The 25851-nt window shown below is 68.0% G+C and carries 18 protein-coding genes; 6 read left to right on the plus strand and 12 right to left on the minus strand.

Annotated features, from left to right (window positions below; all coding sequences use genetic code 11):
- Window positions 1-21 precede the first annotated feature (21 nt).
- The 3 genes from betT to betA are packed head-to-tail and all read left to right on the plus strand — an operon-like array spanning window position 22 to window position 5213.
- The gene (gene betT, locus AB9O74_RS10620) at window positions 22-2001 is read left to right on the plus strand and encodes a choline BCCT transporter BetT (protein ID WP_176988207.1); all 1980 of its coding nucleotides are present in this window, start codon (window positions 22-24) and stop codon (window positions 1999-2001) included.
- A 36-nt stretch (window positions 2002-2037) separates the two neighbouring features.
- On the plus strand, window positions 2038-3516 hold the full coding sequence (betB, locus tag AB9O74_RS10625; protein ID WP_369349287.1) for a betaine-aldehyde dehydrogenase: 1479 nt from the start codon (window positions 2038-2040) through the stop codon (window positions 3514-3516).
- 26 nt (window positions 3517-3542) lie between these two features.
- Window positions 3543-5213 carry a choline dehydrogenase gene (gene betA, locus AB9O74_RS10630; RefSeq protein ID WP_369349288.1) on the plus strand — a complete coding sequence of 557 codons (1671 nt, stop codon included), beginning with the start codon at window positions 3543-3545 and terminating at the stop codon, window positions 5211-5213.
- Between the two features lie 62 nt (window positions 5214-5275).
- Here the strand turns inward: betA and AB9O74_RS10635 are convergent, their stop codons facing one another.
- The 4 genes from AB9O74_RS10635 to AB9O74_RS10650 form a co-directional block, all read right to left on the minus strand.
- Window positions 5276-6154: an EamA family transporter gene (locus AB9O74_RS10635; RefSeq protein WP_369349289.1), complete on the minus strand. Its 879-nt coding sequence runs from the start codon at window positions 6152-6154 to the stop codon at window positions 5276-5278.
- 82 nt (window positions 6155-6236) lie between these two features.
- The gene (locus AB9O74_RS10640; protein ID WP_369349415.1) at window positions 6237-7319 is read right to left on the minus strand and encodes an alpha/beta hydrolase family protein; all 1083 of its coding nucleotides are present in this window, start codon (window positions 7317-7319) and stop codon (window positions 6237-6239) included.
- Window positions 7316-8167 (minus strand): helix-turn-helix domain-containing protein, encoded by an 852-nt coding sequence (locus AB9O74_RS10645; protein WP_369349290.1) that lies wholly within the window; start codon window positions 8165-8167, stop codon window positions 7316-7318. Before AB9O74_RS10645 ends, AB9O74_RS10640 begins: the two co-directional genes overlap by 4 nt.
- 103 nt (window positions 8168-8270) lie before the next feature.
- Entirely contained in the window at window positions 8271-8750 is a 480-nt protein-coding gene (locus AB9O74_RS10650; protein ID WP_176988202.1) for a VOC family protein, read from the minus strand.
- 425 nt (window positions 8751-9175) lie between these two features.
- Here AB9O74_RS10650 and fhuE point away from each other — a divergent pair, with 425 nt between their 5' ends.
- On the plus strand, window positions 9176-11332 hold the full coding sequence (gene fhuE, locus AB9O74_RS10655; RefSeq protein WP_369349291.1) for a ferric-rhodotorulic acid/ferric-coprogen receptor FhuE: 2157 nt from the start codon (window positions 9176-9178) through the stop codon (window positions 11330-11332).
- A 97-nt stretch (window positions 11333-11429) separates the two neighbouring features.
- Here the strand turns inward: fhuE and AB9O74_RS10660 are convergent, their stop codons facing one another.
- From AB9O74_RS10660 to AB9O74_RS10675, 4 genes are all read right to left on the minus strand, one after another.
- Entirely contained in the window at window positions 11430-11588 is a 159-nt protein-coding gene (locus tag AB9O74_RS10660) for a hypothetical protein (RefSeq protein WP_176988200.1), read from the minus strand.
- 152 nt (window positions 11589-11740) lie between these two features.
- Entirely contained in the window at window positions 11741-12367 is a 627-nt protein-coding gene (locus tag AB9O74_RS10665) for a LysE family translocator (protein WP_176988199.1), read from the minus strand.
- Between the two features lie 217 nt (window positions 12368-12584).
- Complete coding sequence (locus AB9O74_RS10670; RefSeq protein WP_369349292.1) at window positions 12585-15458, minus strand: TonB-dependent receptor; 2874 nt, start codon at window positions 15456-15458, stop codon at window positions 12585-12587.
- Between the two features lie 241 nt (window positions 15459-15699).
- Window positions 15700-15936: an ExbD/TolR family protein gene (locus tag AB9O74_RS10675; protein ID WP_369349293.1), complete on the minus strand. Its 237-nt coding sequence runs from the start codon at window positions 15934-15936 to the stop codon at window positions 15700-15702.
- 112 nt (window positions 15937-16048) lie between these two features.
- Between AB9O74_RS10675 and AB9O74_RS10680 the strand changes: the two genes are divergently transcribed.
- Both AB9O74_RS10680 and AB9O74_RS10685 read left to right on the plus strand, forming a co-directional pair.
- Window positions 16049-18025, plus strand: coding sequence for a transglycosylase SLT domain-containing protein (locus AB9O74_RS10680; RefSeq protein ID WP_369349294.1), 1977 nt, complete (start codon window positions 16049-16051; stop codon window positions 18023-18025).
- A 140-nt stretch (window positions 18026-18165) separates the two neighbouring features.
- Complete coding sequence (locus tag AB9O74_RS10685; RefSeq protein ID WP_369349295.1) at window positions 18166-19392, plus strand: multifunctional CCA addition/repair protein; 1227 nt, start codon at window positions 18166-18168, stop codon at window positions 19390-19392.
- 102 nt (window positions 19393-19494) lie between these two features.
- Here the strand turns inward: AB9O74_RS10685 and AB9O74_RS10690 are convergent, their stop codons facing one another.
- The 4 genes from AB9O74_RS10690 to AB9O74_RS10705 all read right to left on the minus strand — a co-directional run bounded on the left by AB9O74_RS10690 (window position 19495) and on the right by AB9O74_RS10705 (window position 25845).
- On the minus strand, window positions 19495-22485 hold the full coding sequence (locus AB9O74_RS10690; protein WP_369349296.1) for an autotransporter domain-containing protein: 2991 nt from the start codon (window positions 22483-22485) through the stop codon (window positions 19495-19497).
- A gap of 119 nt (window positions 22486-22604) precedes the next feature.
- Window positions 22605-23672, minus strand: coding sequence for an acyltransferase family protein (locus AB9O74_RS10695; RefSeq protein ID WP_369349297.1), 1068 nt, complete (start codon window positions 23670-23672; stop codon window positions 22605-22607).
- Entirely contained in the window at window positions 23669-24817 is a 1149-nt protein-coding gene (gene nagA / locus AB9O74_RS10700; protein ID WP_369349298.1) for an N-acetylglucosamine-6-phosphate deacetylase, read from the minus strand. Before nagA ends, AB9O74_RS10695 begins: the two co-directional genes overlap by 4 nt.
- Window positions 24817-25845, minus strand: coding sequence for an SIS domain-containing protein (locus AB9O74_RS10705; protein ID WP_369349299.1), 1029 nt, complete (start codon window positions 25843-25845; stop codon window positions 24817-24819). The genes nagA and AB9O74_RS10705 overlap by 1 nt, the downstream gene beginning before the upstream one ends.
- Window positions 25846-25851 lie beyond the last annotated feature (6 nt).

Here is a 25851-nt window from a genome sequence, read left to right on the forward strand (position 1 = left end):
ACCGGGAGTATCCCCCACCCCATGAGTACCGTGGAGCCGCCTCTGTCCGAGGTGCGCACGCTTCGACCCGTGTTCCTGCTTGCCGCCACGATCGTGGCGGCATTCGCCATTCTGGTCACCGTGTTTCCGATCGATGCCGGCGTGATGCTGCTCGATGCCCAGACCTGGGCGTCGCGCAATGTCGGCTGGTATTACCTGCTGGCGATGACCGTGTACCTGGTCTTCGTGGTCGGCGTGGCGCTGTCCGGCTATGGCAACGTCAAACTGGGCGCGGACCATGACGAACCGGAATTCAGCTATCTGTCCTGGGCCGGCATGCTGTTCGCCGCGGGCATCAGCATCACCCTGTTCTTCTTCTGCGTCTCCGAGCCGCTGACCCACTACCTGCTGCCGCCGCAGGGCGGCACCGGCAGCGGCGAGGCCAGCGCGCGCCAGGCGATGCAGCTGCTGTTCCTGCACTGGGGCCTGCATGGCTGGGGCGTGTTCGCGCTGGCGGCGATGGCGCTGGCCTACTTCGCGTACCGCCACAACCTGCCCCTCGCGCTGCGCTCGGCGCTGTATCCGTTGATCGGCAAGCGCATCAACGGGCCGATCGGCTACACCGTGGATGCGCTGGGCATCGTCGCCACCGTGTTCGGCCTCGGCGCGGACATGGGCTTTGGCGTGCTGCATCTCAACGCCGGCCTGAACACCCTGTTCCCGGTGCCGCACGCGGCCTGGGTGCAGGTCGGGCTGATCGTGTTGATGATGGGCGCTGCGATCACCGTGGCCGTCTCCGGCGTCGAGAAAGGCGTGCGCTGGATGTCCAACATCAACATGCTGCTGGCGATCTCGCTGCTGCTGTTCATGCTGTTCGCCGGGCCCACCCAGTACCTGCTCAACGCCTTCATCCAGAACATGGGCGACTACCTCGGCAACGTGGTCGGCAAGAGTTTCGATGTGTACGCCTACGGCGGGCGGCCGGACTGGCTGGGCAACTGGACGGTGTTCTACTGGGCCTGGTGGATCGGCTGGGCCCCGTTCGTGGGGCTGTTCATCGCGCGCATTTCGCGGGGCCGCACCATCCGCGAGTTCGTGCTGGGCGTGCTGCTGATTCCGCTGGGTTTCACCCTGGCGTGGCTGTCGATCTTCGGCAACAGCGCGCTGGATCAGATCCTGCATCACGACCAGGTGCACCTGGCGCAGATGGCGGTGGAGAACCCACCGACCGTGCTGTATGCACTGCTGGAAAGCTATCCGTGGAGCCGCACCGTCATCGCGGTCACGGTGATCGTCAGCTTCATCTTCTTCGTCACCTCGGCCGACTCGGGCACGGTGGTGCTGTCCACGCTGTCCTCGCAGGGCGGCAATCCGGAAGACGACGGTCCGCGCTGGCTGCGCGTGTTCTGGGGCGTGATGACCGGTCTGGTTACGGCCGGGCTGCTGCTGGCAGGCAGCATGGACGCGCTCAAATCCGCCGTGGTGCTGGCCTCGCTGCCGTTCTCGGTGGTGTTGCTGCTGATGCTGTGGGGCCTGACCCGTGCGCTGGGCGAAGAGTCACAGCGCAAGAAAGCCTCGCAGTACTCGCCGATCCCGTTGATCGGGCAATCGCGGCATCAGCGTGGCTGGCGCCAGCGCATCACCCAGGCGGTGCACTTCCCGGCGCGCGATGAGGTGTACCGCTTCATGGACACCGACGTGAAGCCGGCGATCGAAGCGGTCGCCGCGCAGCTGCTCGAACAGGGACTGGACGTGCAGACCAAGTTCGAGCCGGGTCACATGGAGCTGCTGGTGGACCACGGCGAACAACAGGTCTTCACCTACCAGGTGATCATGCGCGGCTATCTCACGCCTTCGTTCGCCGCGCAGCGCTTCCGCAACCAGCGTTACTACCGCGCCGAGGTCCATCTTTACGAAGGCGGACAGGATTACGAGCTGGTCGGCTACAGCCGCCAGCAGATCATCAACGACATCATCGACCAGTACGAGCGTCACCTGCAGTTCCTGCATCTCACGCGCTGACGCCCGCTGGTCTCCCGCTGCAAAGGAGTCATCGACATGCCCACCTTCCCCGACCAGCTGCTGTACATCGGCGGCCGTTACGTTCCTTCCCAGGGCGGCAAGACCTTCGAGGTCATCAACCCGGCCAACGGCGAGCTGCTCGCCAATGTCCACAGCGCCAACAGCGACGATCTCGACGCTGCGGTGGAGAGCGCCCAGGCCGGCCAGAAAGTGTGGGCCGCGCTGACCACCGTGGAGCGCTCGCGCATCCTGCTGCGCGCGGTCGAACTGCTGCGCGAGCGCAACGACGCACTGGCCGAGCTGGAATCGCGCAACACCGGCAAGGCGTTGAGTGAAACGCTGAGCGTGGACGTGGTCACCGGCGCGGACGTGCTGGAGTACTACGCCGGGGTCATGCACGGGCTGGAAGGCAGCCAGGTGCCACTGCGCGAGAGCAGCTTCTTCTACACCCGGCAGGAACCCCTGGGCGTGGTCGGCGCGATCGGCGCCTGGAACTACCCGATCCAGATCGCGCTGTGGAAGGCCGCCCCGGCGCTCGCCGCCGGCAACGCGATGATCTTCAAGCCCAGCGAGGTCACCCCGCTGACCGCGCTGAAGCTGGCGGAAATCTTCACCGAGGCCGGCCTGCCCGATGGCGTGTTCAACGTGCTGCCCGGCGATGGCGCCGGCGTCGGCTCGGCGCTGACCGAGCACCCGCTGATCGAGAAGATCTCCTTCACCGGCGGCACCGCCACCGGCCGCAAGGTGATGGCCGGCGCCTCCAGCTCCACGCTCAAGGACGTCACCATGGAGCTGGGTGGCAAGTCGCCGCTGATCATCTGCGACGACGCCGATCTGGACCTGGCCGCCGACGTGGCGATGATGGCCAACTTCTACAGCTCCGGCCAGGTGTGCACCAACGGCACCCGCGTGTTCGTGCCGCGCGGCAGGCTGGCAGCGTTCGAAGCCAAGCTGCTGGAGCGGGTCAAGCGCATCCGCATCGGCGATCCGCTGGCCAAGGACACCAACTTCGGCCCGCTGGTCAGCGCCGCGCACATGCAGCGCGTGCTCGAGCACATCGCCAGCGGCAAGGCCGACGGCGCGCGCCTGGTCTGCGGCGGCGAACGGCTGACCGAGGGTGCGCTGGGCAAGGGCTGCTACGTGGCGCCAACCATCTTCAGCGATTGCCGCGATGACATGCGCATCGTGCGCGAGGAGATCTTCGGGCCGGTGATGAGCCTGCTGGCCTACGACGACGAGGACGAGGACGAGGCGGTGCGCCGCGCCAACGATACCGATTACGGCCTGGCCGCCGGTGTGGTGACGCCCGACCTGGCGCGCGCCCATCGGGTGATCCACCAGCTTGAGGCCGGCATCTGCTGGGTCAACAGCTGGGGCGAGTCGCCTGCGCAGATGCCGGTGGGTGGCTACAAGCAGTCCGGTGTCGGCCGCGAGAACGGGCTGGCCACGCTGCGCGCCTACACCCGCACCAAATCCATCCAGATCGAGCTGGACCGCTACGCGTCGGTGTTCTGAACCGGCCTTACCCAGGAGACACCGCGATGAAGCGCGAATACGACTACATCATCATCGGCGCCGGTTCGGCCGGCAACACCTTGGCCGCGCGACTCACTGAAGACGCCGGCGTCAGCGTACTGCTGCTGGAAGCCGGCGGCCCGGACTACCGGCTGGACTTCCGCACCCAGATGCCGGCCGCGCTGGCGTACCCGCTACAGGGCCGCCGCTACAACTGGGCGTATGAAACCGAACCGGAACCGTACATGGACAACCGGCGCATGGAGTGCGGCCGCGGCAAGGGCCTGGGGGGCTCCTCGCTGATCAACGGCATGTGCTACATCCGCGGCAACGCGATGGACTTCGACCAGTGGGCCAGCTTCGACGGCCTGGAAGACTGGAGCTACCACGACGTGCTGCCCTACTTCCGCAAGGCGGAGACGCGCGACATCGGTGCCAATGATTACCACGGCGGCGACGGCCCGGTCAGCGTGGCCACGCCGAAGAACGGCAACAACGTGCTGTTCCACGCGATGGTCGAGGCCGGCGTGCAGGCGGGCTACCCGCGCACCGACGACCTCAACGGCTACCAGCAGGAAGGCTTCGGCCCGATGGACCGCACCGTGACCCCGCGTGGGCGTCGCTCCAGCACCGCGCGCGGTTACCTGGACATGGCCAAGGACCGCGAGGGGCTGGAGATCGTGGTGCATGCCACCACCGACCGCATCCTTTTCGCCGGCAAGCGCGCGGTGGGCGTGCGCTACCTGGCCGGCAACAGCGCCGAGCCGATCGATGCCACCGCGCGCCGCGAAGTGCTGCTGTGCGCCGGTGCGATCGCCTCGCCGCAGATCCTGCAGCGCTCCGGCGTGGGCGCGCCCGCGCTGCTGGCCGCACTCGGCGTCCCGCTGGTGCACGCCCTGCCCGGCGTCGGCGAGAACCTGCAGGACCACCTGGAGGTGTACATGCAGTACGCCTGCAAGAAGCCGGTCTCGCTGTATCCCGCACTGCAGTGGTGGAACCAGCCGGCGATCGGCGCGGAGTGGCTGTTCAACGGCACCGGCATCGGTGCCAGCAACCAGTTCGAAGCCGGTGGTTTCATCCGCACCCGCGAGGACTTCGACTGGCCGAACATCCAGTACCACTTCCTGCCGGTGGCGATCAATTACAACGGCACCAACGCGGTCAAGGAACACGGTTTCCAGGCACACGTCGGCTCGATGCGCACGCCCAGCCGCGGCCGCGTGCACGCGAAGTCGCTGGACCCGCGCGAGCACCCTTCCATCCTGTTCAATTACCAGTCCACCGACCAGGATTGGCAGGAATTCCGCGATGCGATCCGCATCACCCGCGAGATCATCGCCCAGCCCGCGCTGGACGAGTACCGCGGGCGCGAGATCAGCCCGAGCGCCGAGTGCCAGACCGATGCGGAACTGGATGCCTTCGTGCGCGCGCATGCCGAGACGGCGTATCACCCGTCGTGCTCGTGTGCGATGGGCACCGACGCGATGAGCGTGGTCGACGGCCAGGGCCGGGTGCATGGCATGGAAAGCCTGCGCGTCGTCGATGCCTCGATCATGCCGCGCATCATCACCGGCAACCTCAACGCCACCACGATCATGATCGCCGAGAAGATCGCCGACCGGATCCGCGGGCGTGCCCCGCTGCCGCGCAGCACCGCGGCGTACTACGTGGCCGGAGACGCCCCGGCACGGCGCTGAGGGCGCAGCGATCCATCGGTAGGCGCCGACCGTTGGTCGGCGCGCCGGTCACGGCATCACGATCACCCCGGCGCGCCCGGCACCACGGACACCGCCCGTTTCGCGGTCACCGTGCTGCCCACCGACGCCACCACCGTGCAGCCGATCGCCGCCCACTGCAGCGGGGTCAGGTGTTCGGCCAGCAACCCCATCGCCAGCAGCGCCGCGACCGCCGGCTCCATGCTGATCAGGATGCCGAAGGTCTCCTTCGGCAACCGCTTGAGCGCCATCATCTCCAGCGACATCGGGATCGCGCTGGAAACGATCGCCACGCCGAGGCCGAACAACAGGATCTTCGGATCCAGCAGCGCCATGCCCGCGTGCGCCACGCCCACCGGCACCACCACCAATGCCGCCGCGCACAGACCCAGCGACACGGTATGCCCGGCCGGCAGGTGGCCGGCGCGCTTGCCGAAGATGATGTACATCGCCCAGCACACGGCCGCGCCGAGGGCGAACATCACCCCGACCGGATCCAGCGGCTCGCCATGGCCCAACGGCAGCAGCAGCAACAACCCGACCAGCGCACAGCCCACCCACACAAAGTCGACCGGCCGCCGCGAGGACCACATCGCCACCGCCAGCGGCCCGCAGAATTCGATCGCCACCGCGATGCCGAACGGGATCGTGCGCAAGGCCATGTAGAACAGCAGGTTCATCACCCCGAGCGTGACGCCGTAGCGGATGATCGCGCCGGCATCGGCACGCGAGGTGGTCCAGCGCCACGGCCGGAACACCATCAGCAGCACCAGCGCCGAGAAGCCCACGCGCAGTGCGCTGGTGCCCTGCGCGCCAATCAACGGGAACAGCTGTTTGGCATACGAGGTGCCCACGGCCAGCGAGGTGACCGAGCCGAGCACGGCCAGGGCGGGAATGAAGGAAGAGAGGCGGGAGGTCGACATCCGCACAGGATATTGCGGATCGTCGGCCGACGCTGCTCTCCCGCTGATCCTGAGGGCTGCCTGGACGGGGCACGCCCCCGCATCAGCGCGTGGCCGACAACGCCGCGTCGAACAAGGCCCTGGCTTCGGTGATCGCGGCGCCGTGCGTGGCGTTCTGGTCGGCCGCCAACTGGCACAGTGCACCGACGCGCGTCTTTCCGAGCGCGGTGCAGCTGGACAGGAAATCGTAGTGACCGACTGCCGGCAGGGTGGTCAGCCTCGCCTTCGGAAGTGCCGCGGCCGCGACCTCGCTGTTGGTGGCGGGCGCTGCCACCGTGTCGGCCGCTCCGACGATGATGGAGACCGGCGACGGCACCTTGCCCAGTTCCTCCGGCGCGAAGGCCTGCACCATCGCCGGGGCGATCAGGAACACCGCGCGGACAGCCGGGAGCGCGCGATCGTCTCCCGACGTGGCGACCCACGGGGCGAGTTCGGGGGTGGCCGCCACGCGTATCCGGCGCGCTAGCGTCAGCGTCGGGTTCTCCGCCTGGGGCGCGCAGACCCCATCGGCGGGATGCGCGCGGCAGAACGCCAGCAGCCGCTGCACGTCCGGCCGGGCACCCGCGGCGACCAGGGCCGTGAACCCACCGGCCGAATAGCCCGCGATGCCCAGCCGCGTGGTGTCGATGTCCGTCGCCAGCGCAGGGTCGGCCTGCACGGCGGCCAGTGCGGCCGCGAGGTCATCCACGCGGTTCCACATCAGGATGCTGCCCGCCTCGGTCATCGGGTCCACGCCGTTGTTGCCGGGATGATCCACCGCGATCACCACATACCCTGCCCGCGCCATCGCGGTGCCAAACCAGCCCATCATCCGTGCGCTGCCGCCGTTGCCGTGCGAGAGCAGCAGGACCGGCCAGCGTCCTTTGGCCATGGCGGCATCGGCGGCGGCCGTGCCCACCTCGAACAACGGCGCGCCCGGCGGGCCGATCGTCAGCGCGGTTTCCTGCGCACCGGACTGGGCCGGGTACCACACGGTATAGCGCACGCTGTCGCGGTGGTCGGCATCGCGCACGGCCGCACTCGGCGTATGCGCGATGCCGTGGCGCTCTCCGACCGGCGGCGCGGCGGCCACGGCAAACGTGGGCAGGCAGAGCCACAACAGCGCGGCGCAGCAACGGGCGTTCATTCGCATGGGTCGATCTCCTTGGGGGGCAGCGTGTCGGCCAGGGGCAGCCAGATCTCCACCCCGCCGTGGCCGCTGCGGTCATCGAAGCGCGCGTCATAGCGCTCCAGGTCCGGTGCATCGGCGAGGGTCAGGCCGGAGCCCGGCAGATAGTCGTTCAACAACCAGAACCAGGTGGAACGGATCGCCGAGATGTGCCCGGCGTGCCAGGCGATGAGGTACTCGCGGGGCGCGATCGAGATCGCCTGCCAGCCTGCGGGCACGGGCGCGGAGGCACGGATCTCCACCCCGGCGATGTAGTCGAAGCCGCCGTCGGCATCATTGTTGCCGCACACCCCATAGGCGATCTCCGCGCCCAGGCCATGCGCCTCGTCCAAGCGCTGCCACTGCGAGGGAATCGATGCGACGGTCGCGGATGTATGGCGTGCACCGATACCGGCGACGCGCAGGGCACCGCGGTACGCGCGATGCGGCTCGATCATGCAGGGGGTGGCGGCGTCATCCAGCTTCAAGGCCTCCACCAGCGCCAGACCAGGAAGCCCGTGCTCGCGGACCTGCTCGGGCGAGCGCTGGAACTGCTCGGAGAACGCGCGGGTAAATGCCGCATGCGAGCCGTACCCGGCGGCCATCGCGACACCGAGGATGTCACCGGCGCCGGCCGCCAGCTGGCGTGCGGCTTCGGTCAGCCGGCGCCCACGCAGATAGCGCACCACCGAGGTGCCGGTGCCGAGCTGGAACAGGCGTGAGAGATGGAACGGGGACAGCCCGACCACGCCGGCGATATCGGCCAGCGACGGGTTTTCAGCGAAGTGGCTTTCGATGTACCACAGGGCCCTGCGTGCCGCACCCATGCCGCCAGATCCATGCCGATGAACGGGTCCGCAGCGTAACCCAGCGCGCGGCGTGTCATTTGATCGTTCTTGCTGCCGGCTGCCGCTCGCCGCGCAGGCCGCCTCAGCCCTTCACCGCCGCCTCGATGGCCGCCACGTCGATCCTGCGCATCGTCATCATCGCCTCGAACGCGCGCCGGGCCACGGCGGGGTCCTTGCTGGTCACCGCGTCGGTCAGTACCCGCGGGGTGATCTGCCAGGACAGGCCCCACTTGTCGCGGCACCAGCCGCAGGCGCTTTCCTCGCCGCCATTGCCTACGATCGCGTTCCAGAGCCGGTCAGTCTCGGCCTGGTCATCGGTCGCGATCTGGAAGGAGAAGGCTTCGCTGTGCTTGAACGCCGGGCCGCCGTTGAGCCCGAGGCAGGGAATGCCGGCGACGGTGAAATCGACGGTGAGTACGTCCCCCTGTTTGCCGGAGGGGAAGTCGCCCGGTGCGTGATGCACCGCATGCACCGCACTGTCCGGGAAGGTGGCGGCGTAGAACGTGGCGGCCTCCAGAGCGGTGCCGTCGAACCAGAGACAGATCGTATTCTTGCTGACCATGGGCATCTCCTGCAGCGGAGGAAGGCGGCCTGGCATGCGCGGGGCCGCCGGATCGCGCAAAGGCTCAGGCTGTCCACCCAGCGCAGGCTCAGGGTAGCGACGGAGCTGTTAACCCAGCGCGCGGGTAGCTTCGGCGACCCACGAGGCGCGCCTGCGCGGCGGCTCGGCAGCGGGAAGTATGAATACGAGTGCGCCCTGAGTTGCCGGCCTTGCGCAGCCGTGCCGAGGTCCGATGCGGTTGATGATGCGAATCATTGCTATTACCATAGTGTGATCCGGGTCGCGTAAGGGATGCGCGCCCGCGAACAGTTATCGAGCCCGCGTCGGGTCTACGCCCCCGCCAGCCGCTGCCTGCCCCCACTCCGCTCCGCCGCAGGCCACCCAGGACGCCGGCCATGCGCGTTGCCGCCTTTCTGGAAACGCCGATGACCCGCTCCGCCCACGCGCTGTCCCGCCCGTCGATGCACCGCCGCCCGCTGCCGCAGGCCTTGCTGGTGGCCCTGTGCACCCTCGCTGTCGCGCCTGCCTTCGCGCAGGATGCCACCGCCGACGCCACCACCCTGGACAGGATCGTGGTCAAGGGCGAGCGCGCCGAAGGCTATTCGGTCCGCAGGACCTCGGCCGGTACCCGCTTCGATCTGGCCCCGCGCGAGATCCCGCAGTCGGTCAGCATCATCAGCCACCAGCGCATCGAGGATCAGAACCTCGATGACATCATCGACGTCCTCGCCAACACCACCGGCGTGAGCAGCACCCAGTCCGATACCGAGCGCACCGAGTTCTACGCGCGCGGCTTCTACATCGACAGCTACCAGTTCGACGGCCTGCCGACGCAGATGGTGCAGAACTGGAGCTACGGCGATTCCGGCCTGGACCTGGCCCTGTATGACCGCGTGGAAGTGGTGCGTGGCGCCACCGGCCTGCTGTCCGGCGCCGGCAACCCGTCCGCCTCGGTGAACCTGATCCGCAAGCATGCCGACAGCGCCGAGCTGACCGGCAACGTGTCGGTCAACGTCGGCAGCTGGGGCCGCACCCGCAGCACGGTGGACGTGACCACCCCGCTGAACGCCAGCGGCTCGGTGCGCGCGCGCGTGATCGGCAGCTACCTGGACACCGAATCGCAGATGGACCGCTACGACCAGCACAAGACGCTGGGCTATGCGGTGATCGACGCCGACCTGACCCCGGACACCCAGCTGAGCGTGGGCTACGACTACCAGCAGAAGCGGGCCAACGGCGCGACCTGGGGTGGCTTCCCGATGTGGTACTCCGACGGCACGCCCACGCCGTACGACGAGTCCTTCAGCGCCAACCCGGGCTGGACCTACTGGGACACCACCAGCAAGCGCCTGTTCGCCACGCTGGAACACGCCTTCGCCAATGACTGGAAGATCAAGGTCGGCGCGACCCACGACAAGACCAACGCCAACGACAAGCTGTTCTACCCTTCGTACACCGCGTTCGACAAGGTGACCGGCAGCGGCATCACGCCGATGGCCGGTTTGTACAACACCGAGCGCAAAGTCGACAGCGTGGACGGCTTCGTGGAAGGTCCGTTCCAGCTGTTCGGCCGCGAGCACCAGTTCATGGCTGGCCTGAGCTACAACAAGCGCGAGTACGCCAACTACGGTGACTTCCAGATCGGCGGCGCCGGCTCCGCGTGGGGCCCGATCGACAACTATCTCAACTGGACCGGCAACTTCCCGGAACCGAACTGGAATCCGCTGAGCCTGGCCAGCCAGGGCACCATCACCCAGAAGGCCGGCTACGCGGCGACCCGCCTCTCGCTGGCCGATCCGTTGAAGCTGATCCTTGGTGCCCGTTACACCGACTGGAAGAGCGAAGGTGAAGGCGCCGACCGTTCGCACAAGGTCACCACCCCGTATGCGGGTCTGGTCTACGACCTCAACGCCACATACTCCACCTACGCCAGCTACACTGAGATCTTCCAGCCGCAGACGCTGCGCACCAAGTCGGGCAGCTATCTGGATCCGGTCGATGGCAAGAGCTATGAAGTGGGCGTCAAGGGGGCGTGGTTCGATAACCGCCTTAACGCATCGCTAGCTGTGTTCCGCATCGAGCAGGACAATGTGGGCCAGCCCACGATGGACAAGGTAGACGGCAATGAACTCGAAACGGCCTACATCGCCGCGCGCGGCACCGTAAGCCGAGGCGTTGAGTTCGAACTCAACGGCGAGCTCGCTCCGGGCTGGAACGCCACCTTCGGTGCGTCACGGTACGTGGCGAAGGACATAGACGGCGCGGACATCAACACGAACCTGCCGCAGACCACGATCAAGCTTTTCACCAGCTACACCCCGCAGTCGCTCACCGCACTGACGGTCGGTGGCGGCGCCAACTGGCAGAATCGGATCTACTATCCGATCCCAGACCTTGGCCGCTTCGAACAGGAAGGCTACGCGCTGGTGAGTGCCTTCGTGCGCTACCGCATCTCCCCGGAGTTCAGCGTGCAGGCCAACCTCAACAACCTGCTCGACAAGAAGTACCTCTCGCAGATCACCGGCTATGGCGCCTACGGCGATGGCCGGAACGGGTCGATCACATTCAACTGGTCGTTCTGACGTTCGGAACAGCCATGAAATGAGAAACAAAAGGCCGGGAGTTTCCCGGCCTTTTGCATTTTCATCGTTCATCCGCGCGTCCCGCAGCCTCCTCCACTCACGCGGCCCGCGTGCGTAGATGGAGACCTAGGGCCATCAGCAGGATCGCGGTCATTGCTGCACACGGCATCGCCACGCCGTTCCAGATATCCATGCACCCGTAGACTGTTTGCCCCAGCGCTGCGGCCTGCAGCGATGCAGAGAGAGTCTTCTTCATTGCGTCCTCCTAAAGGTTTGCCGAGTTGGCATTCAGCAGACTAGATGCGTCGGAGTGCAGCGATGCCTCGAAATGAAGGTTGTTTCTGCGTTGATGCCGCCCACTAGCGCGCCATTGACGTCTCTGCTGTCCGGGCTGTCACATCAGCCCGACTACGGTCGCGCGCGCAGCAGCGCCAATCCAAACCCGATGAAGATCGTGCCCACCACGCGGTCGAACACCTTGCGCAGCCCCGGCTTGGCCAGATGACCGGCCAGGCCGCGACCGCCGGCGGCGTACACCGCGTACCAGAACATCTCCATCACCGCGAAGGTGCCCACCAGGATCACGAACTGCGGCAGCTGCGGCTGGGCGAGATCGACGAACTGCGGCAGGAACGCGGAGGCGAACAGCAGCAGCTTCGGGTTGCTGATGCCGATGATGAAGCCGTCGCGGAACAGTACGGTGCGCGAACTGGGCACCAGCGCCGTGGTGCTGCCCACGTCGATCGGCGCATCACCGCCACGCCAGGCCTTGATGCCCAGGTAGACCAGATACGCCACGCCGGCATAGCGCAGCACGTCGAAGACCATCGGCGACGCCTTGAGCACCGCGCCCAGCCCGGCGGCGGAGATCGCCAGGGCCAGCACCAGCGCGGTCAGGCAGCCGGCCATCGCAGCGATGCTGCGGCGGAAGCCGACCCGCACGCTGCGGGTCATCACGTGCAGCATGTTCGGGCCGGGCGTGCCGCACAGGACGAACACGGTGACGGCGAAGATCCACCAGGTATGCAGGTTCATGGCAATGCAGTTCAGGAGAGGGGTAGTGCCGGCCGCTGGCCGGCTCCCCATGATGCCTGACGCAGAATGCGCCAGCATGCCAGGCACCCGCGATGGCCGGCATGCGCAACGCATTTGTCCGGCGCTGCACGCAGCCGGGCATGACCGGCGCTGCAGCAGGCCGCCACCGGGGCGCCGTGATGGCGCCCCGGTGTGTCACCTCCGCATCAGCCCGCGATCAGAACCGCAGGTCCGCGCGCACGTACCAGTAACGTCCGCGCGGGATGTCGTAGGTCGAGGCGTCGTAGCCGTTGAGCGAGCATGACAGGCAGATCGGCGGATCCTTGTCGAACACGTTGTTCAGGCCGGCGCTGAGCTGCAGCCCCTTCATCCAGTCGACCTTGTAGCCCACCTGCATGTCGTGGAAGGTGGTCGCCGCCAGTTCGTTGGTGCCCTCGGCCTGGTTGCCGCAGATCGGGAAGGCGGCCACATCGCCGCACTCTTCGGTGAGCTTGGAGATATGGCGCACCGTCCAGGAGGCGTTCCAGTTGGACAGGTTCCAGCTCAGCGTGGCATTGCTGGTCCATTCCGGAATCGAGCTGTCGGCCACTTCCACGCCCGGCTCCTGCGGCTGCTTCTGTCCCGCGGCCCCCAAGGCCTCGTAACGCCCGACGAAGGTGTTCTGCCAGCCCAGCTTGAACTGGCCGATCTCCGTCTGCGGCAGGGTCCAGAACAGGTCCACATCCCAGCCATCGGTCTTGATCGAGCCCAGGTTGGTCAGCCGGTTGTTGAAGCTGCTGACCGCGCCGGTGGAGGCCCGCGTGATGCCGGCGCAGTACAGCGGGTCCAGCGTATCCACGCACAGGTCGAGCTGGGTCTGGGCGTTGATCGCCTGGATCGCGCCTTCGATGTGGTGGCGGTAGAACGTCACCTCGACATCGAAGCGCTCCGACCAGGATGCATTGCTGCCGAACCACGGGCTCCACACGAAGCCGGCACTGAAGCTGCGCGAGCGCTCCGGATCCAGCTCGGCGTTGCCGCCGGTGGTGACCGAAATCTGCGAGTTGGCCTGCTGGAAGCCGCCGGGCACGCCGAGGGCGGCGCAGTTGGCCGCATTGCCGCGGGGCGGCGTGCCACCCAGCCCGACCGAGCAGGGATCGAACAGCTGCAGGTCGGCACGCGCGGCCGAGCCGTACAGTTCACCGATCGACGGCGCACGGAAGCCTTCGGCGTAGCTGGTGCGCAGCACGAAGTCGTTGGTCACCTGCCAGCGCAGGCCGTACTTCGGCGTGAACTCGCCACCGAAGGTCGAGTAGTCCGAGTAGCGCCCTGCCAGGCTCAGGTCGAGCTTCTCGCCGAGCGCGCTCTTGGCGAAGATCGGCACGCTCAACTCCAGGTAGGCCTCGTTGACATCGTAGGAGCCGGACGTGGGCAGCGAGGGTACGCCGTTGTAGTGGCCGATCACGGTCAGCGGATCCGGATCGTAGCGGCCCTCGTACTTGCGGTACTCGTAGCCGGTGGCGAACGAGACCGGGCCGGCCGGCAGGGTGAACAGTTCGCTGCTGAGGTTGGCGGTGAACAGGCTCAACTCGTTCTGGCTGCGGTCGAGCACCACCGGCTGGATCCAGCGCAGCATGTCCGGCGTGATCGAGCCGACGCCACCGAAGATGTTCAGCGGCACGCAGCCCGGCGTGGCCGCGCACACCGCCGGATCGCCCAGCGCCATGTTGACCTTGTAGATGTCGTAGCTGCCGTAGTTGGTCTGCTCGGCCTTGTTCTTGCTGTACATCCCGTTGAGGTCCCAGAACCAGCTGCGGTCCGCCGCCTGGAACTGGCCGACCAGACCGGTGGCGAAGTACTGGGTGTTGACCTCCTGCTCGTATACGCGCGCGCCGCCTTCCACCGGGCGGCGGCCGATCAAAATCATATTGTCCGATGCAACCAGATCGAAGCCGAACGGGTTATACGGGTTGAGCCCGGAGACCACGATATTGTCCGCCAGCGGATTGCCGGTGGCGCCATCGGGGCCGAAGAACAGCGGCTCGGGTGCGGCCTGGTTGGTGGATTCGCGGCGGTTGCCCAGTGCCTTGATGTACCACTGGATGTCATCGGTGAGGTCGAAACGGAACTGGCCGAAGATGCCCTTCCGCTCGGACGGGGTGAGCACCATGTTGTAGTCGGCGAAGTTGAAGCGGTCGGCGGAAGTAAAGCAGTGGTAATCATCGCTGCGGGTGCAGCCGGCACTGCCGTCGTAACGTGGGTTGCTCACCCCGGTATTGGGCACGATGTCCTGCAACAATCCGGAAGTGGGGTCGATGATCTTGAAGCGCCCCTGCGGAATGCCGCCACTGCCGAACGCCAGTCCGGTGCCCGGGATCGGGAAGCGCGACTGCTCGCGGTCGCGCGCATACACCGGATCCTGCTTGGTCCAGCTGGCGCCGAGGAACAGGCTGTAGCGGTCGCCGCGGGTGCCCCACGCCAGGTCCACGCCCTTCTGGGTGCCGTCGCCCTTGCTGTACTCGCCGTAGTTCATCGTCACCTGCGCGCCGTCGAATTCGCGGCGGGTGATGATGTTCACCACACCGGCGATGGCGTCGGAGCCGTACAGCGAGGAGGCGCCGTCTTCGAGCACTTCGATGCGCTCGACGATGGCGAGCGGAATGGTGTTCAGATCGGTCGCCGCGCCCACGCCGGAAGCGGAGGACTCATTGACCCACCGGATGCCGTCGACCAGCACCAGGACCCGCTTCGCGCCCAGATGGCGCAGATCGACCTGGGCCGAGCCCGCGCCCACGCCGCTGCCATCCGGCGGGAAGCCGAAGTTGCCGGAGGAATTGAACTTCGCATTGAGCGCCGAACCGGAACCGGTCAGCTGCTGCAGCACATCGCCGATCGAGGTCAGGCCGGTGCGCTCGATCTCGGTGCGGGTCAGGGTCTGGATCGGTACCTGCCCTTCCACCTCGGCCCGCTTGATGCGGCTGCCGGTCACTTCCACCCGGTCCAGGTCGGTAGTACTGCGTGGCGCGTCCTGTGCACTGACCAGTGCCGGCGCAGCCAGCAGCAGGCACAGCGATACGGCAACCGCCAGCGGGCGGTGATGCAGGTTGTTCATTCGCTCTCTCTCCAAAGGAATGGTGGGCGGACCTGCCGCGCCCCCCCTGCATGGCGGCAGTGTCTCCTTTGTAAACAACCTGTAAATGTGAAGGAGTGACGCACGCCACTCTTTCACGCGTAGTCGACAAAGCCGACTGCGTGGGCGCGCTGCGTCGAAAGCCCTTGGAGAGGAGGCATACAACAAAGAACGCCCTTGTTTCCAAGGGCGTTCGAGGGGAAGCAACGGAGCTGTCGGGCCGCTATTGGACGAACGCGATCCGGTCCATCCCGGCGTTGTTGGCCGCGGCCAGAACCTTGGCCATCACGTCATAGTGCGCGTCGGGATTGGCTGCAATGCGCAGCGTCGGCAGGTTGCCCGCATGGTCGTGCGCCTGTTCCTGCAGCCGCGACGCCAGCGTCTCCACGGCGATCGGCTGGCCGTTCCAGTAGGCCTGGTTGCCGGCGTCGACCCGCACCTCGATCGGGGACGTTGGCAACGTCGGAGGCACCACCCCACGCCCTCCTCCTTCAGCGTCCTGGCAGGGATTCGTTCATCCTCGAGTCGGCTTGCCCTCACCGCCTTTCACCCGCCCCCGTTATGCTTTCGGCATGACACGACTTCCCCTGTATTTCTTCAGCGCGACCGTCCTGCTGGCCTGCACCGGCGTCAGCCCGGTAGCCGATGCCCAGAACCTGGATGCGCAGCGCGCGCAGCTCAAGGCCGTCATCGACAACGCCGAGCGCGGCCAGTTCGACCCTGCCCAGGCGGCCGCATTGAGCCGGCACCCGCTGTATGGCTGGGTGGAGTTCGCCAACCTGCGTCGCAACATCGATACCGTCAGCAACGCGCAGGCCCAGGATTTCCTCAAGCGCTACAGCGGCCAGGCCGTGGCTACCAGCTTCCGCAACGTGTGGCTGCCGGCCGTGGCCAGGCGCCAGGACTGGCCGACGCTGCTGGCCAACTGGACCGACACCTCCAATGTCGGCCTGCGCTGCGCCCAGCTCAATGCGCGCCAGGCCACCGGCAGGGCCGATGCACAGTGGGTCAGCGAGGCCCAGGCGATCTGGCGCAGTACCGGTAAATCGCTGCCCGATGCCTGCGACCCGGTCTTCGCGGTACTGGATGCCAAGGGTGGCCTGAACGCCGAACTGCGCTGGGCACGTATCGACGCTGCGGCCGATGAGCAGCAGCCTGCGGTAATGCGCAGCGCCGCACGCGGCCTGCCGGCGGCCGATCTGGCGCTGGCCAACACCTATGCCGCGTTCGTCGACAAACCCAACGCCAGCGCACTGAACTGGCCGCGCAACGAACGCAGCCGGCGCATCGCCACCGATGGCCTGGCCAAGCTGGCCAAGGCCGACCCGGGCGCTACCGAACAGCAGCTGCCGCAGTACGCCGATGCGCTGCAGCTGAGCGCCGCGCAACGTGCGCAGGTGCTGTACCAGATCGCGCTGTGGACGGTGGCCTCGTACGGTCCCGAATCCGCCCGCCGCCTCAACGCCGTGCCCGAATCGGCGTACGACGAGCGCCTGCACGAATGGCGCGCACGCGAAGCACTGTCGCGCGGCGACTGGCCGGCGGCATTGACGGCGATCCGCAAGATGGGCCCTACCCAGCGCGCCGACTCGCGCTGGCGCTATTTCGAAGCGCGCATGCTGGACAAGACCGGCAAGCGCAGTGAAGCGCAGGCCGCCTTCCGTGAGGCGGCCCGTGCGGCCACCTTCCACGGCTTCCTCGCCGCCGACCAGCTCGGCCAGAACTACACGCTGTGCCCGTGGGAACCCAACGACAGCGCCCAGGCGCAGGCAGCGGTCGCGCGGGACCCGGCGATCGTGCGGGCGATGGAGCTGTTCAAGATCGAACGGGCAGGCTGGGCCGTGGCCGAGTGGAACGACGCCCTGAGCCGCTACGACACCACCCAGCGTCGCCTCGCCGTGGAAGTCGCCCGCGACAACGGCTGGTTCGATCGTGCGGTGTTCTCGCTCGGCAAGACCCCGGACGAGCAGCGCCTGTACTCGCTGCGCTTCCCGCTGCACCACGACGCCAGCATCCGCCGCGAGTCGGCGCGCAACGCCATCGACCCGGCCTGGGTCGCCGCGGAGATCCGCGCCGAGAGCATCTTCAATCCGAAGGCGCGCTCGCCGGCCAACGCCATGGGCCTGATGCAGGTCCTGCCGGCCACCGGTGCGGCCGTGGCCAAGTCGATCGGCCTGACCAACTACGGGGGGGCCGCCAGCCTGTACGACGCGGACACCAACATCGCGATCGGCACGGCCTACCTGCGCCAGCTGATGAACAAGTACGACGGGCTGCCCTACGTCACCATCGCCGCCTACAACGCCGGCCCGACCCCGACCGCCCGCTGGCAGTCGCAGCGTCCGGGCTTTGATCCGGACATCTGGATCGAAACCATCAGCTACAAGGAAACCCGTGAGTACGTCGCGCGCATCCTGGCTTTCAGCGTGATCTACGACTGGCGCTTGAACGGCGACGCGCTGCCGGTGACCGACCGCATGAACGGCCGCCTGCAGGTCAAGCGCAAGACGTTCGCCTGCGCGGCCAACGCCGACAAGGGCGGCGACTGACCGGCCCCGGTATGCCGGCCGCTGGCCGGCTTTCCGACACTGTCAGAACACCCCGGTAGTGCCCGGGTTCTTGGCGAGCCGGCCAGCGGCCGGCACGACCGGTTGGCGTCGCGTTGGCCCACTGCGGCATCATGGGGCGCATGAAGATCTATCTTGTCGGCGGCGCCGTACGCGACCGCCTCCTGCAGCGTTCCCCCGGTGACCGCGACTGGGTCGTGGTCGGGGCCACCCAGGCGCAGATGGAAGCGCAGGGGTACAAGGCCGTGGGCCGGGATTTCCCGGTGTTCCTGCACCCCGACACCGGTGAGGAATATGCGCTGGCCCGCACCGAGCGCAAGTCCGGCCGCGGTTACCGCGGCTTCGTGGTCGATGCCGATCCCTCGGTCACGCTCGAAGAGGATCTGCAGCGCCGCGATTTCACCATCAACGCGATCGCCTGCGATGAGGCCACCGGTGCCCTGGTGGATCCCTATGGCGGCGTGCGCGATATCGAACAGCGCGTGCTGCGTCATGTCGGCCCGGCCTTCGTCGAAGATCCGCTGCGCGTGCTGCGTGCGGCGCGCTTCATGGCGCGCTTTGCCCCGCTCGGCTTCACCGTGGCGGACGAGACGATGGCCCTTATGCGCGAGATCGCCGCCAGCGGCGAACTCGAGGCGCTGGTGCCCGAGCGCGTCTGGCAGGAACTGCGTCGCGCGCTGGCCTCCGCCCGGCCGTCCGCCTTCCTGCGCACCCTGCACGATGCCCATGCGCTGGGTGCGATCCTGCCCGAGCTGGAGGCGCTGTACGGCGTGCCGCAGCGCGCGGAGTTCCATCCGGAAGTCGATACCGGCGTGCATCAGGAAATGGTCAGCGACATGGCCGCACAACTGGCGCCCGGCGACGATCTGATCGGCTTCGCCGCGCTGACCCATGACCTCGGCAAGGGCCTCACGCCGCCCGACGAATGGCCGCGCCACATCATGCACGAGCAGCGCGGTGTCGCCCCGCTGCGCGCGCTGGCCGAACGCCTGAAGGTACCGGTCGATCACCGCCAGCTGGCCGAAGCGGTATGCCGCGATCACCTCAACGTCCACCGCATCGACGAACTGCGCGACGCCACCCTGCTCGAGCTGCTCGGCCGCTGCGACGGTTTCCGCCGCCCCGAACGCATCGCGCAGATCGCACTGTGCTGCGAAGCCGACAAGCGCGGCCGGCTCGGCTTCGAGGACAGCGACTACCCGCAGGGTGAAACGCTGAAACGCCTGCACCAGGCGGCGCTGGCAGTGCAGGCGCGCGATCTGGATCTGAGCGGATTGAAAGGGCCAGCGGTGGGTGACGCGCTGGCCAAGGCGCGGGTAAAGGCGATCAGCGCGGCGCGTACGCGCTGATCGATGCCTCGGCGGCAGATTCCGCCCCGCCTGGTCCAGGCCGCTTCGCACCGCGCTCTCCCTGCTGCGGATGGCCTCCCGCAGCGTCCCGGACGCGCAGGCTCACCAGTCGAAGCGCAGTCCGACGTTGCCCTCGATCACCTTGCGCTCCTTCCGCGCACTGCTTTCCAGGTCACGCGTGTAATCGGCCACTGCAAACGCACTGACGTTGCTGTTGAAACGCGCCACCACGCCCACGCCTACTTCCAGCGCGCGCGCATCCTGCTGGTTGAGGATGCGGTTGCTATCGAAATCGATGCGGTCTTCACCGTCCAGGGTCTGCCAGTAATTGAGCTTGATGTACGGCTGCCAGCCGTTGCCTGCGATATCGTAGTCGGCGGCCAGGCGCAGGCCGACGCGTCCGGTCCAGGCGTTGTCGTTATCGAAGCGCAGCGCGGACACCGCGTCACCGGCATCATCCACCGACGTGCGCTGCCAGATCACCTGCAGCTGGGGTTCCAGCCACCAGGCACTCTGTCCGAACCGCAGCAGCGGCTTGCCCACTTCCAGCGAGGCGGTGGTGCCATCGCCGCGCACGTCGATGCCGAGGCCGCGGGACGAGGTTGCATCACCGTCGTAGCGGCTCTGCATGACCACCGCATCCAGGTAGCCACCTTCGCTGCCTACGCGGGTCCAGTACAGGCCCACGTGCTTGTCATCGAGCCGCGTGCGGCCCACCGCGACGTTCTCCCAGCCGATCGCAAAACCGGTCACGTTGCCCTGCGCGCGGGTGCGGCCGACGAATACGCCGAACTGGTCGCGGTGGGTGTCTGCCGCATTGGCGTACAGGTCCAGACCGGCCTGGATGCCCTGGATATCACCGTCGAAGCCGGGCTGCGCGTCGCCGTCCCACTGCTGTTCGTGGCTCTGCCCCACCAGCCGCGCCCAGGCCGCGCGCACGCCGCCCTGGCCGGCCAGCACGCGCTGCTCGCCCTGGCGTTCGTGGAAGGTGCCCAGGCTGGCCAAGCTGGTTTCGCGCAGCAGCGGCGGCACCACCGAGTACAGGCCGGTCTCGAAGCGGTACAGCGGAATGATGTCGCCCTGCGCGGCGCGCGCACCGGGCGTGGGCGGCACCGCCAACGGCCCGGGGACCCCCGCCACGTCGGTGGGCACCGGCGGCGGCGTATCGATGGTGGGCGGCGCGACGTCGGCCGGATCGGCCGGCTCCGGCGGCGGGGCCGGCTCGGGCGCGGCCGGGTTGGGATCATCCGGTGGGTTGACGTCCGGCGGCGGCGGCGGTGCCGGCGGCAGCTCGACCGGCGGCGTGCCGGTACTGTCCGGCGGCGGCGGCAGCGTGGTGCCCCCGCCCGGGGGCGGCGCGGGGGCCGGGGTGACGCTGGCCACCAGGGTGGAGCGCAGGTACCAGTTCTCGGCCGTGCCGCCGCTGACCCCGCCCTTGAACAGGAAGTACTCGTACGCACCGGCGGCGACCGGGTTGTACAGCGCGAATGCGGTGGGCGCGGTGGTGGCGCCATTGATCGCCTGCACCACCAGGATGCCATCGGCCACGGTGGAGGCACCGGCGCCGCCGGCATTGAGGATGCCCACGCCGGTGGTGCCGCTGGCGCTGCCGGTGGAGATCACCAGCTTGTCCGACGCCGAACTGTCGTCGCCCAGCACCGTGTTGAGATACAGCGCGCCGCCATTGCCGACGTAATTGCCGACCACGGTGAAGGTGTCGCCCACGCCGCCGCCGTTGCTCAGGTCGATGCGACCGGCGTTGGTGAGCGTGGCCAGCTGCCCGGCCACGAACGGGGCGACGCCACCATTGCTGCCACCGCCGAACACGGCACTGGTGGCATCGATGTCCAGGCGGCCGGTGCCGCTGGCGCTGTCGCCGAGCACCAGGGTGCCGTCGAAGGCCAGCTGGGTATCGTCGCGCAGGCTGACCTGCTCCCAGTTGGTGAAGCGCGACACCCCGCTGGTCTTGACGTTGTCGAAGCGGAGCACGTCATTGCCCAGGCCGCCGTCGAATAACGGCAGTGCGCCCAGGTGGGCGGTATTGAGGTTGGTCAGCTGCGCGACGTCATCGCCCTCACCGAAATCGATCGCCCCGTGGACCACGCCGCCACCGTTCCAGGTCAGGCTGTCATTGCCGAAGCTCAGGCGAATCTCGCCGCGAACGGTGCCGCCGGTAAGGGTCACCGCGTCATCGCCGCCACTGACGCTGATGTTGCCGCCGATGTACCCGTCGGACAGCACGATGGTGTCGCGGCCGAAGCCGGTGACCAGGTTGCCGTCGATGGTGCCGCCGGACATCAGGAAGGTGTTGTCGTCCAGCTTCATGTTGACCCGGCCGATGCGGCCGCCGGTCATTTCGGCGTAGTCCCCATCGTCGAACGCACCGACAATGCGCCCGCCGGTCATGCGGAAACGGTCCAGTGCATCGCCCTGCAGCAGCGCGCCCAGGCTGCCACCGGTCATCAGGAAGGTGTCGATGCCCGATCCCTGCTGCACGGTGCCGGTGACGCTGCCGCCGCTGATTTCCAGGCTGTCCTCGCCATCGCCCTGGTCGATGCTGTCGATCACCCCGTCGCGGATCACCACGGTGTCATTGCCTGCGCCCTGCAGCACGCCACCCTGGATGCTGCCGCCGAGCATGTCGATGCGGTCGTTGCCGGCACCGGACACGACCCCGCCGGTACTGCCGGCAATGGTGCCGCGGTTGATCAGGTAGGTGGCGCCGTTGAGCTGCAGCGCGCGCCCTGCGGTGGCGATGATGCTGCCGTTGTTGTTGATGACATGTCCGGTCCCGGCCTGCACGGTGATCGCATTGCCGGCGGCGATGCCGAGCTGCGCGTTGGCCAGCACGTTGATGGTGGTGTTGGACGCGCCGCCGGCGGTGATGATCGCCACCGGATCGGGATTGGGCGCTGCGTTCGAGCAGGTCACCGTCTGCCCCTGGCCAGGTGCGGGATTGTCGCAGCCGGCCCAGGCCGGCGCGGTACCGGCCAGCAGGACCGTGCCAAGCGCGCCCCCACAGCCCCGACGCAGCCAATGTGAAATGCGGTCGGCCAGCACGGTGTGTGCCGGCGAAGCGGGCATGGAGCGCATACGCCTTTCCTGTTCAACAAGAGGGGTGTACGGCAACGGCCCCGTGCTTCTACCCAGACCGGCATCAGTACTTTTACTGCCGCGCCGTGACGGGGGGGTAAAAGAATCGGACGCCAGCCTCAGATCTTGAGGTAGATCCGCCGCGCGTCCAGCACCCACACCACGCCCCACCACAGCGCGACGAACCCCACTGCACACAGCAGCGACGCCAGCGTGGGGGCGCTTGGCAGCGCTGTGGCGACGGCCTGGTACAGCCAGGCCCAGGCGCCGCTGGCGATCAGCACCAGCACCATCGCCGACGAGCCCAGGTAGGCAGCAATCGCATTCACGCCAAAGCGGCGGCCAACCGCGGGCAGGCCGCAACGGTCGATCAGCAGGTGCGCCAGCAGCAGCAACGCCACCGAGAGCGCACCACTCCACAGCACGTAGCTGGGGGTCCACAGCTGTTTGTTGAGGGGTAGCCAGAGCATCGCCAACGCACCGCCCGCCAGGCAGGCCACCGCCAACGCGGCCAATGCGCCCATGCGACCGACCCGCAGCCACGCACCGGCGCGCAGGCCGAGCAGCGTGCTGGCGATCGCCCCCAGGCTGCTCAGCAGTCCTTCCGGGTCATGCCCCAGGCCGGTGAGCGCGGAATACTTGTAGAGGAACGGGGCGAACAGCGCGGTATCCAGCCGGCTGGCCGGATTCACCCAGGGCTGCAGCGAATCGGCAGACAGCAGGATCGCGGCATACCCCGCCAGCAGGCCCACGATCACCGCCCATTGGGTCCGCGCCTGCGTGTAGATCGCCAGCACGCCGACCACCGCCACGCACAGCGCGATCCGCTGCAGCACACCCCACAGGCGATACGCCGGCAGCTCGAACAGCCACCACGCCAGCAGGTGCAGCAGCGCACCGGCGATCAGGATGCGCAACGCGCGTTGCAGAACCCCACGCACCAGCGCCGGACGCGTGGCCGGATCGCCTGCGCGCGGGGCCAGACTGAAGGCCATCGAGACGCCGGCGATGAACAGGAACAGCGGGAAAATCAGATCGGTCGGGGTGAAGCCGTGCCAGTCCGCGTGCAGCAGCGGCGCGTAGACATGGCTCCAGTCGCCCGGGTTGTTGACCAGCAGCATCGCCGCGACGGTCAGGCCGCGCAGCGCGTCGATCGACCCCATCCGTCCTGACGGCGTGGCGCTCATACGTCTTCGCGCTGCCCGGCGATCCAGGTGCTGCGCACCTGCAGGGCATCATCGAGCAGTACCAGATCGGCGTGATGCCCTTCGGCGATATGCCCGTAACGGTCATCCAGATTCAGGAACTGCGCGGGATAGGTGGAGGCCATCCGCGCCGCTTCGGCCAGCGAAACGCCCAGCAGCTGCACGCTGTTGCGCACCGCCGTGGCCATGTCCAGCGCCGAGCCGGCCAGCGAGCCGGCGGCATTGCGCACCACGCCGTCCACGGCGGTGATCACCTCGCCGTACAGTTCGTAGCGGGGGTCTTCCGCACCGACCGGCGGCATCGCATCGGTCACCAGCATGACCTTGCCACGCGGCTTGGTCGCCAGCGCCACGCGCAGGCTGGCCGGGTGCACGTGCACGCCGTCGGCGATGATGCCGACCCAGCTGTCGCGGTCTTCCAGCGCGGCTCCCACTGCGCCCGGCTCGCGCCCGGTCAGCGGCGACATCGCGTTGTACAGATGGGTGAACCCACGGATGCCCGCCTCCAGGCCGGCACGCGCCTCTTCATAGCTGGCGGCGGTGTGACCTGCCGCCACCACCACGCCCCGTTCGACCAGCGCGCGGATGCTCTCCAGCGGCACCCGTTCGGGGGCCAGCGTGAGCAGGGTGACGCCGTTGTCCAGCGAAGCCGCCAGGGCAATCTCGGCGGGATCGGGGACGCGGAACTTGTTGGCATCGTGGGTGCCCTTGCGCGCCGGCGCGATGTAGGGGCCTTCCAGGTGGATGCCCAGCACGCCGGGCACGCCTTCGCTGATCGCCTGGCGGGTCGCGGCGATGGCCGCGCGCATCACCTGCACGTCGTCGCTGATCAGGGTCGGCAGCAGCCCGGTGGTGCCGAAGCGGCGGTGCGCCTGCGCCAGCGTGCGCAGCGTGGCGACATCCGGACTGTTGTTGAACAGCACCCCGCCGCCGCCGTTGACCTGCGCATCGATGAAGCCCGGCAGCAGCCAGCCGCCGCCCAGATCCACCTGCTCATCGGCCTGGCCGAGCATCGGTGCGGCATCGGAAACCAGCGCGGTGATCCGCCCGCTTTCGATCACCACCGCCAGGTCATCGCGGAAGTCGTCGCCGGCCAGGATGCGGGCGTTGCGCAGGACAGTTTTCATCAGACGGTTTCCGTCACCTTGTTCAGATGCGGCGGCAGATCGGGGTTGTGCCCGCGACGCAGCGCCAGCGCGTTGATCGCGCGGTAGAAGCTCTGGATGGTCAGCAGCGGCGCGCAGGCCGGGTGCGGTGCGACCGGCAGCGGCAGGTCGCCACCGACATCGGCCAGCCACACCTGCGCGTCGCGCGCGGCGAACTCGCCCAGCACCGCGCGGGTGCCGGCACCGGTTTCATCCGGCTGGGCGAACGCCAGCACCGGGAAGCCCGGGCCGACCAGCGCCATGGGGCCGTGCTTGACCTCGGCCGAGCTGTAGGCCTCGGCGTGCAGGCCGCAGGTTTCCTTGAATTTCAGCGCTGCTTCCTGCGCGGCGGCCAGGCCAAGGCCACGGCCGAGCACGAACAGGTTGTGCGCCGGCACCAGGTCCTCGGTCAGCGACGACCAGTCGCTGTTCCAGGCTTCGCGCAGGGCATCGGGCAGCGCGCGCAGCGAAGCGATCAAGCCCACGTCCTGCGTCCAGTACGCCACCAGCTGCAGGATCGCCGCCAGCGAGGCCAGGTAGCTTTTGGTCGCCGCGACGCTGCGCTCGGCGCCGGCGCCCAGCGGGATCACCGTTTCGGCCAGCTGCGCCAGGGGCGAATCCTCGACATTGACCAGCGCCACCACGCGCGCGCCGGCCGCACGGGCGGCCTCGGCGTTGCGCAGCAGGTCGGGGCTCTTGCCCGACTGCGAGATCACGATGTACAGCGCGCCACGCAGCTTCAGCGGCGCTTCGTAGACCGAGCCCACCGACGGCGAGGCCGAGGCGGTCACCAGCCCCAGCCGCGTTTCCAGCAGGTACTTGGCATAGGTGGCGGCATGATCGGAACTGCCCCGCGCGCAGGTCACCACGAACGGCGGCGGCGCCGCGCGCAGGCTGGCCGCCAGCGTCTCCACGGCCACCTGGTTGCGCGCGAACTGCGCGGCGATCACATCGGCGGCCTCGGCGGCTTCGCGGTACATCAGGGTGTCGTGGGGAGCAGGCAGGGACATGGGGAC

It is taken from the genome of Stenotrophomonas sp. JAG2, from assembly GCF_041080745.1.
GTDB classification, from domain to species: domain Bacteria; phylum Pseudomonadota; class Gammaproteobacteria; order Xanthomonadales; family Xanthomonadaceae; genus Stenotrophomonas; species Stenotrophomonas maltophilia_AA.

What these genes read in the sequence shown, in the direction of transcription:
- fhuE (WP_369349291.1), top strand. Translation starts at nt 9,176, where the DNA reads ATGACCCGCTCCGCCCACGCGCTGTCCCGCCCGTCGATGCACCGCCGC.
- AB9O74_RS10635 (WP_369349289.1), bottom strand. Translation starts at nt 6,154, where the DNA reads ATGTCGACCTCCCGCCTCTCTTCCTTCATTCCCGCCCTGGCCGTGCTC.
- AB9O74_RS10680 (WP_369349294.1), top strand. Translation starts at nt 16,049, where the DNA reads ATGACACGACTTCCCCTGTATTTCTTCAGCGCGACCGTCCTGCTGGCC.
- AB9O74_RS10640 (WP_369349415.1), bottom strand. Translation starts at nt 7,319, where the DNA reads ATGAACGCCCGTTGCTGCGCCGCGCTGTTGTGGCTCTGCCTGCCCACG.
- AB9O74_RS10690 (WP_369349296.1), bottom strand. Translation starts at nt 22,485, where the DNA reads ATGCGCTCCATGCCCGCTTCGCCGGCACACACCGTGCTGGCCGACCGC.
- AB9O74_RS10665 (WP_176988199.1), bottom strand. Translation starts at nt 12,367, where the DNA reads ATGAACCTGCATACCTGGTGGATCTTCGCCGTCACCGTGTTCGTCCTG.
- AB9O74_RS10650 (WP_176988202.1), bottom strand. Translation starts at nt 8,750, where the DNA reads ATGGTCAGCAAGAATACGATCTGTCTCTGGTTCGACGGCACCGCTCTG.
- betT (WP_176988207.1), top strand. Translation starts at nt 22, where the DNA reads ATGAGTACCGTGGAGCCGCCTCTGTCCGAGGTGCGCACGCTTCGACCC.
- AB9O74_RS10695 (WP_369349297.1), bottom strand. Translation starts at nt 23,672, where the DNA reads ATGAGCGCCACGCCGTCAGGACGGATGGGGTCGATCGACGCGCTGCGC.
- AB9O74_RS10685 (WP_369349295.1), top strand. Translation starts at nt 18,166, where the DNA reads ATGAAGATCTATCTTGTCGGCGGCGCCGTACGCGACCGCCTCCTGCAG.
- nagA (WP_369349298.1), bottom strand. Translation starts at nt 24,817, where the DNA reads ATGAAAACTGTCCTGCGCAACGCCCGCATCCTGGCCGGCGACGACTTC.
- AB9O74_RS10645 (WP_369349290.1), bottom strand. Translation starts at nt 8,167, where the DNA reads ATGGGTGCGGCACGCAGGGCCCTGTGGTACATCGAAAGCCACTTCGCT.
- betA (WP_369349288.1), top strand. Translation starts at nt 3,543, where the DNA reads ATGAAGCGCGAATACGACTACATCATCATCGGCGCCGGTTCGGCCGGC.
- AB9O74_RS10670 (WP_369349292.1), bottom strand. Translation starts at nt 15,458, where the DNA reads ATGAACAACCTGCATCACCGCCCGCTGGCGGTTGCCGTATCGCTGTGC.
- betB (WP_369349287.1), top strand. Translation starts at nt 2,038, where the DNA reads ATGCCCACCTTCCCCGACCAGCTGCTGTACATCGGCGGCCGTTACGTT.
- AB9O74_RS10705 (WP_369349299.1), bottom strand. Translation starts at nt 25,845, where the DNA reads ATGTCCCTGCCTGCTCCCCACGACACCCTGATGTACCGCGAAGCCGCC.
- AB9O74_RS10660 (WP_176988200.1), bottom strand. Translation starts at nt 11,588, where the DNA reads ATGAAGAAGACTCTCTCTGCATCGCTGCAGGCCGCAGCGCTGGGGCAA.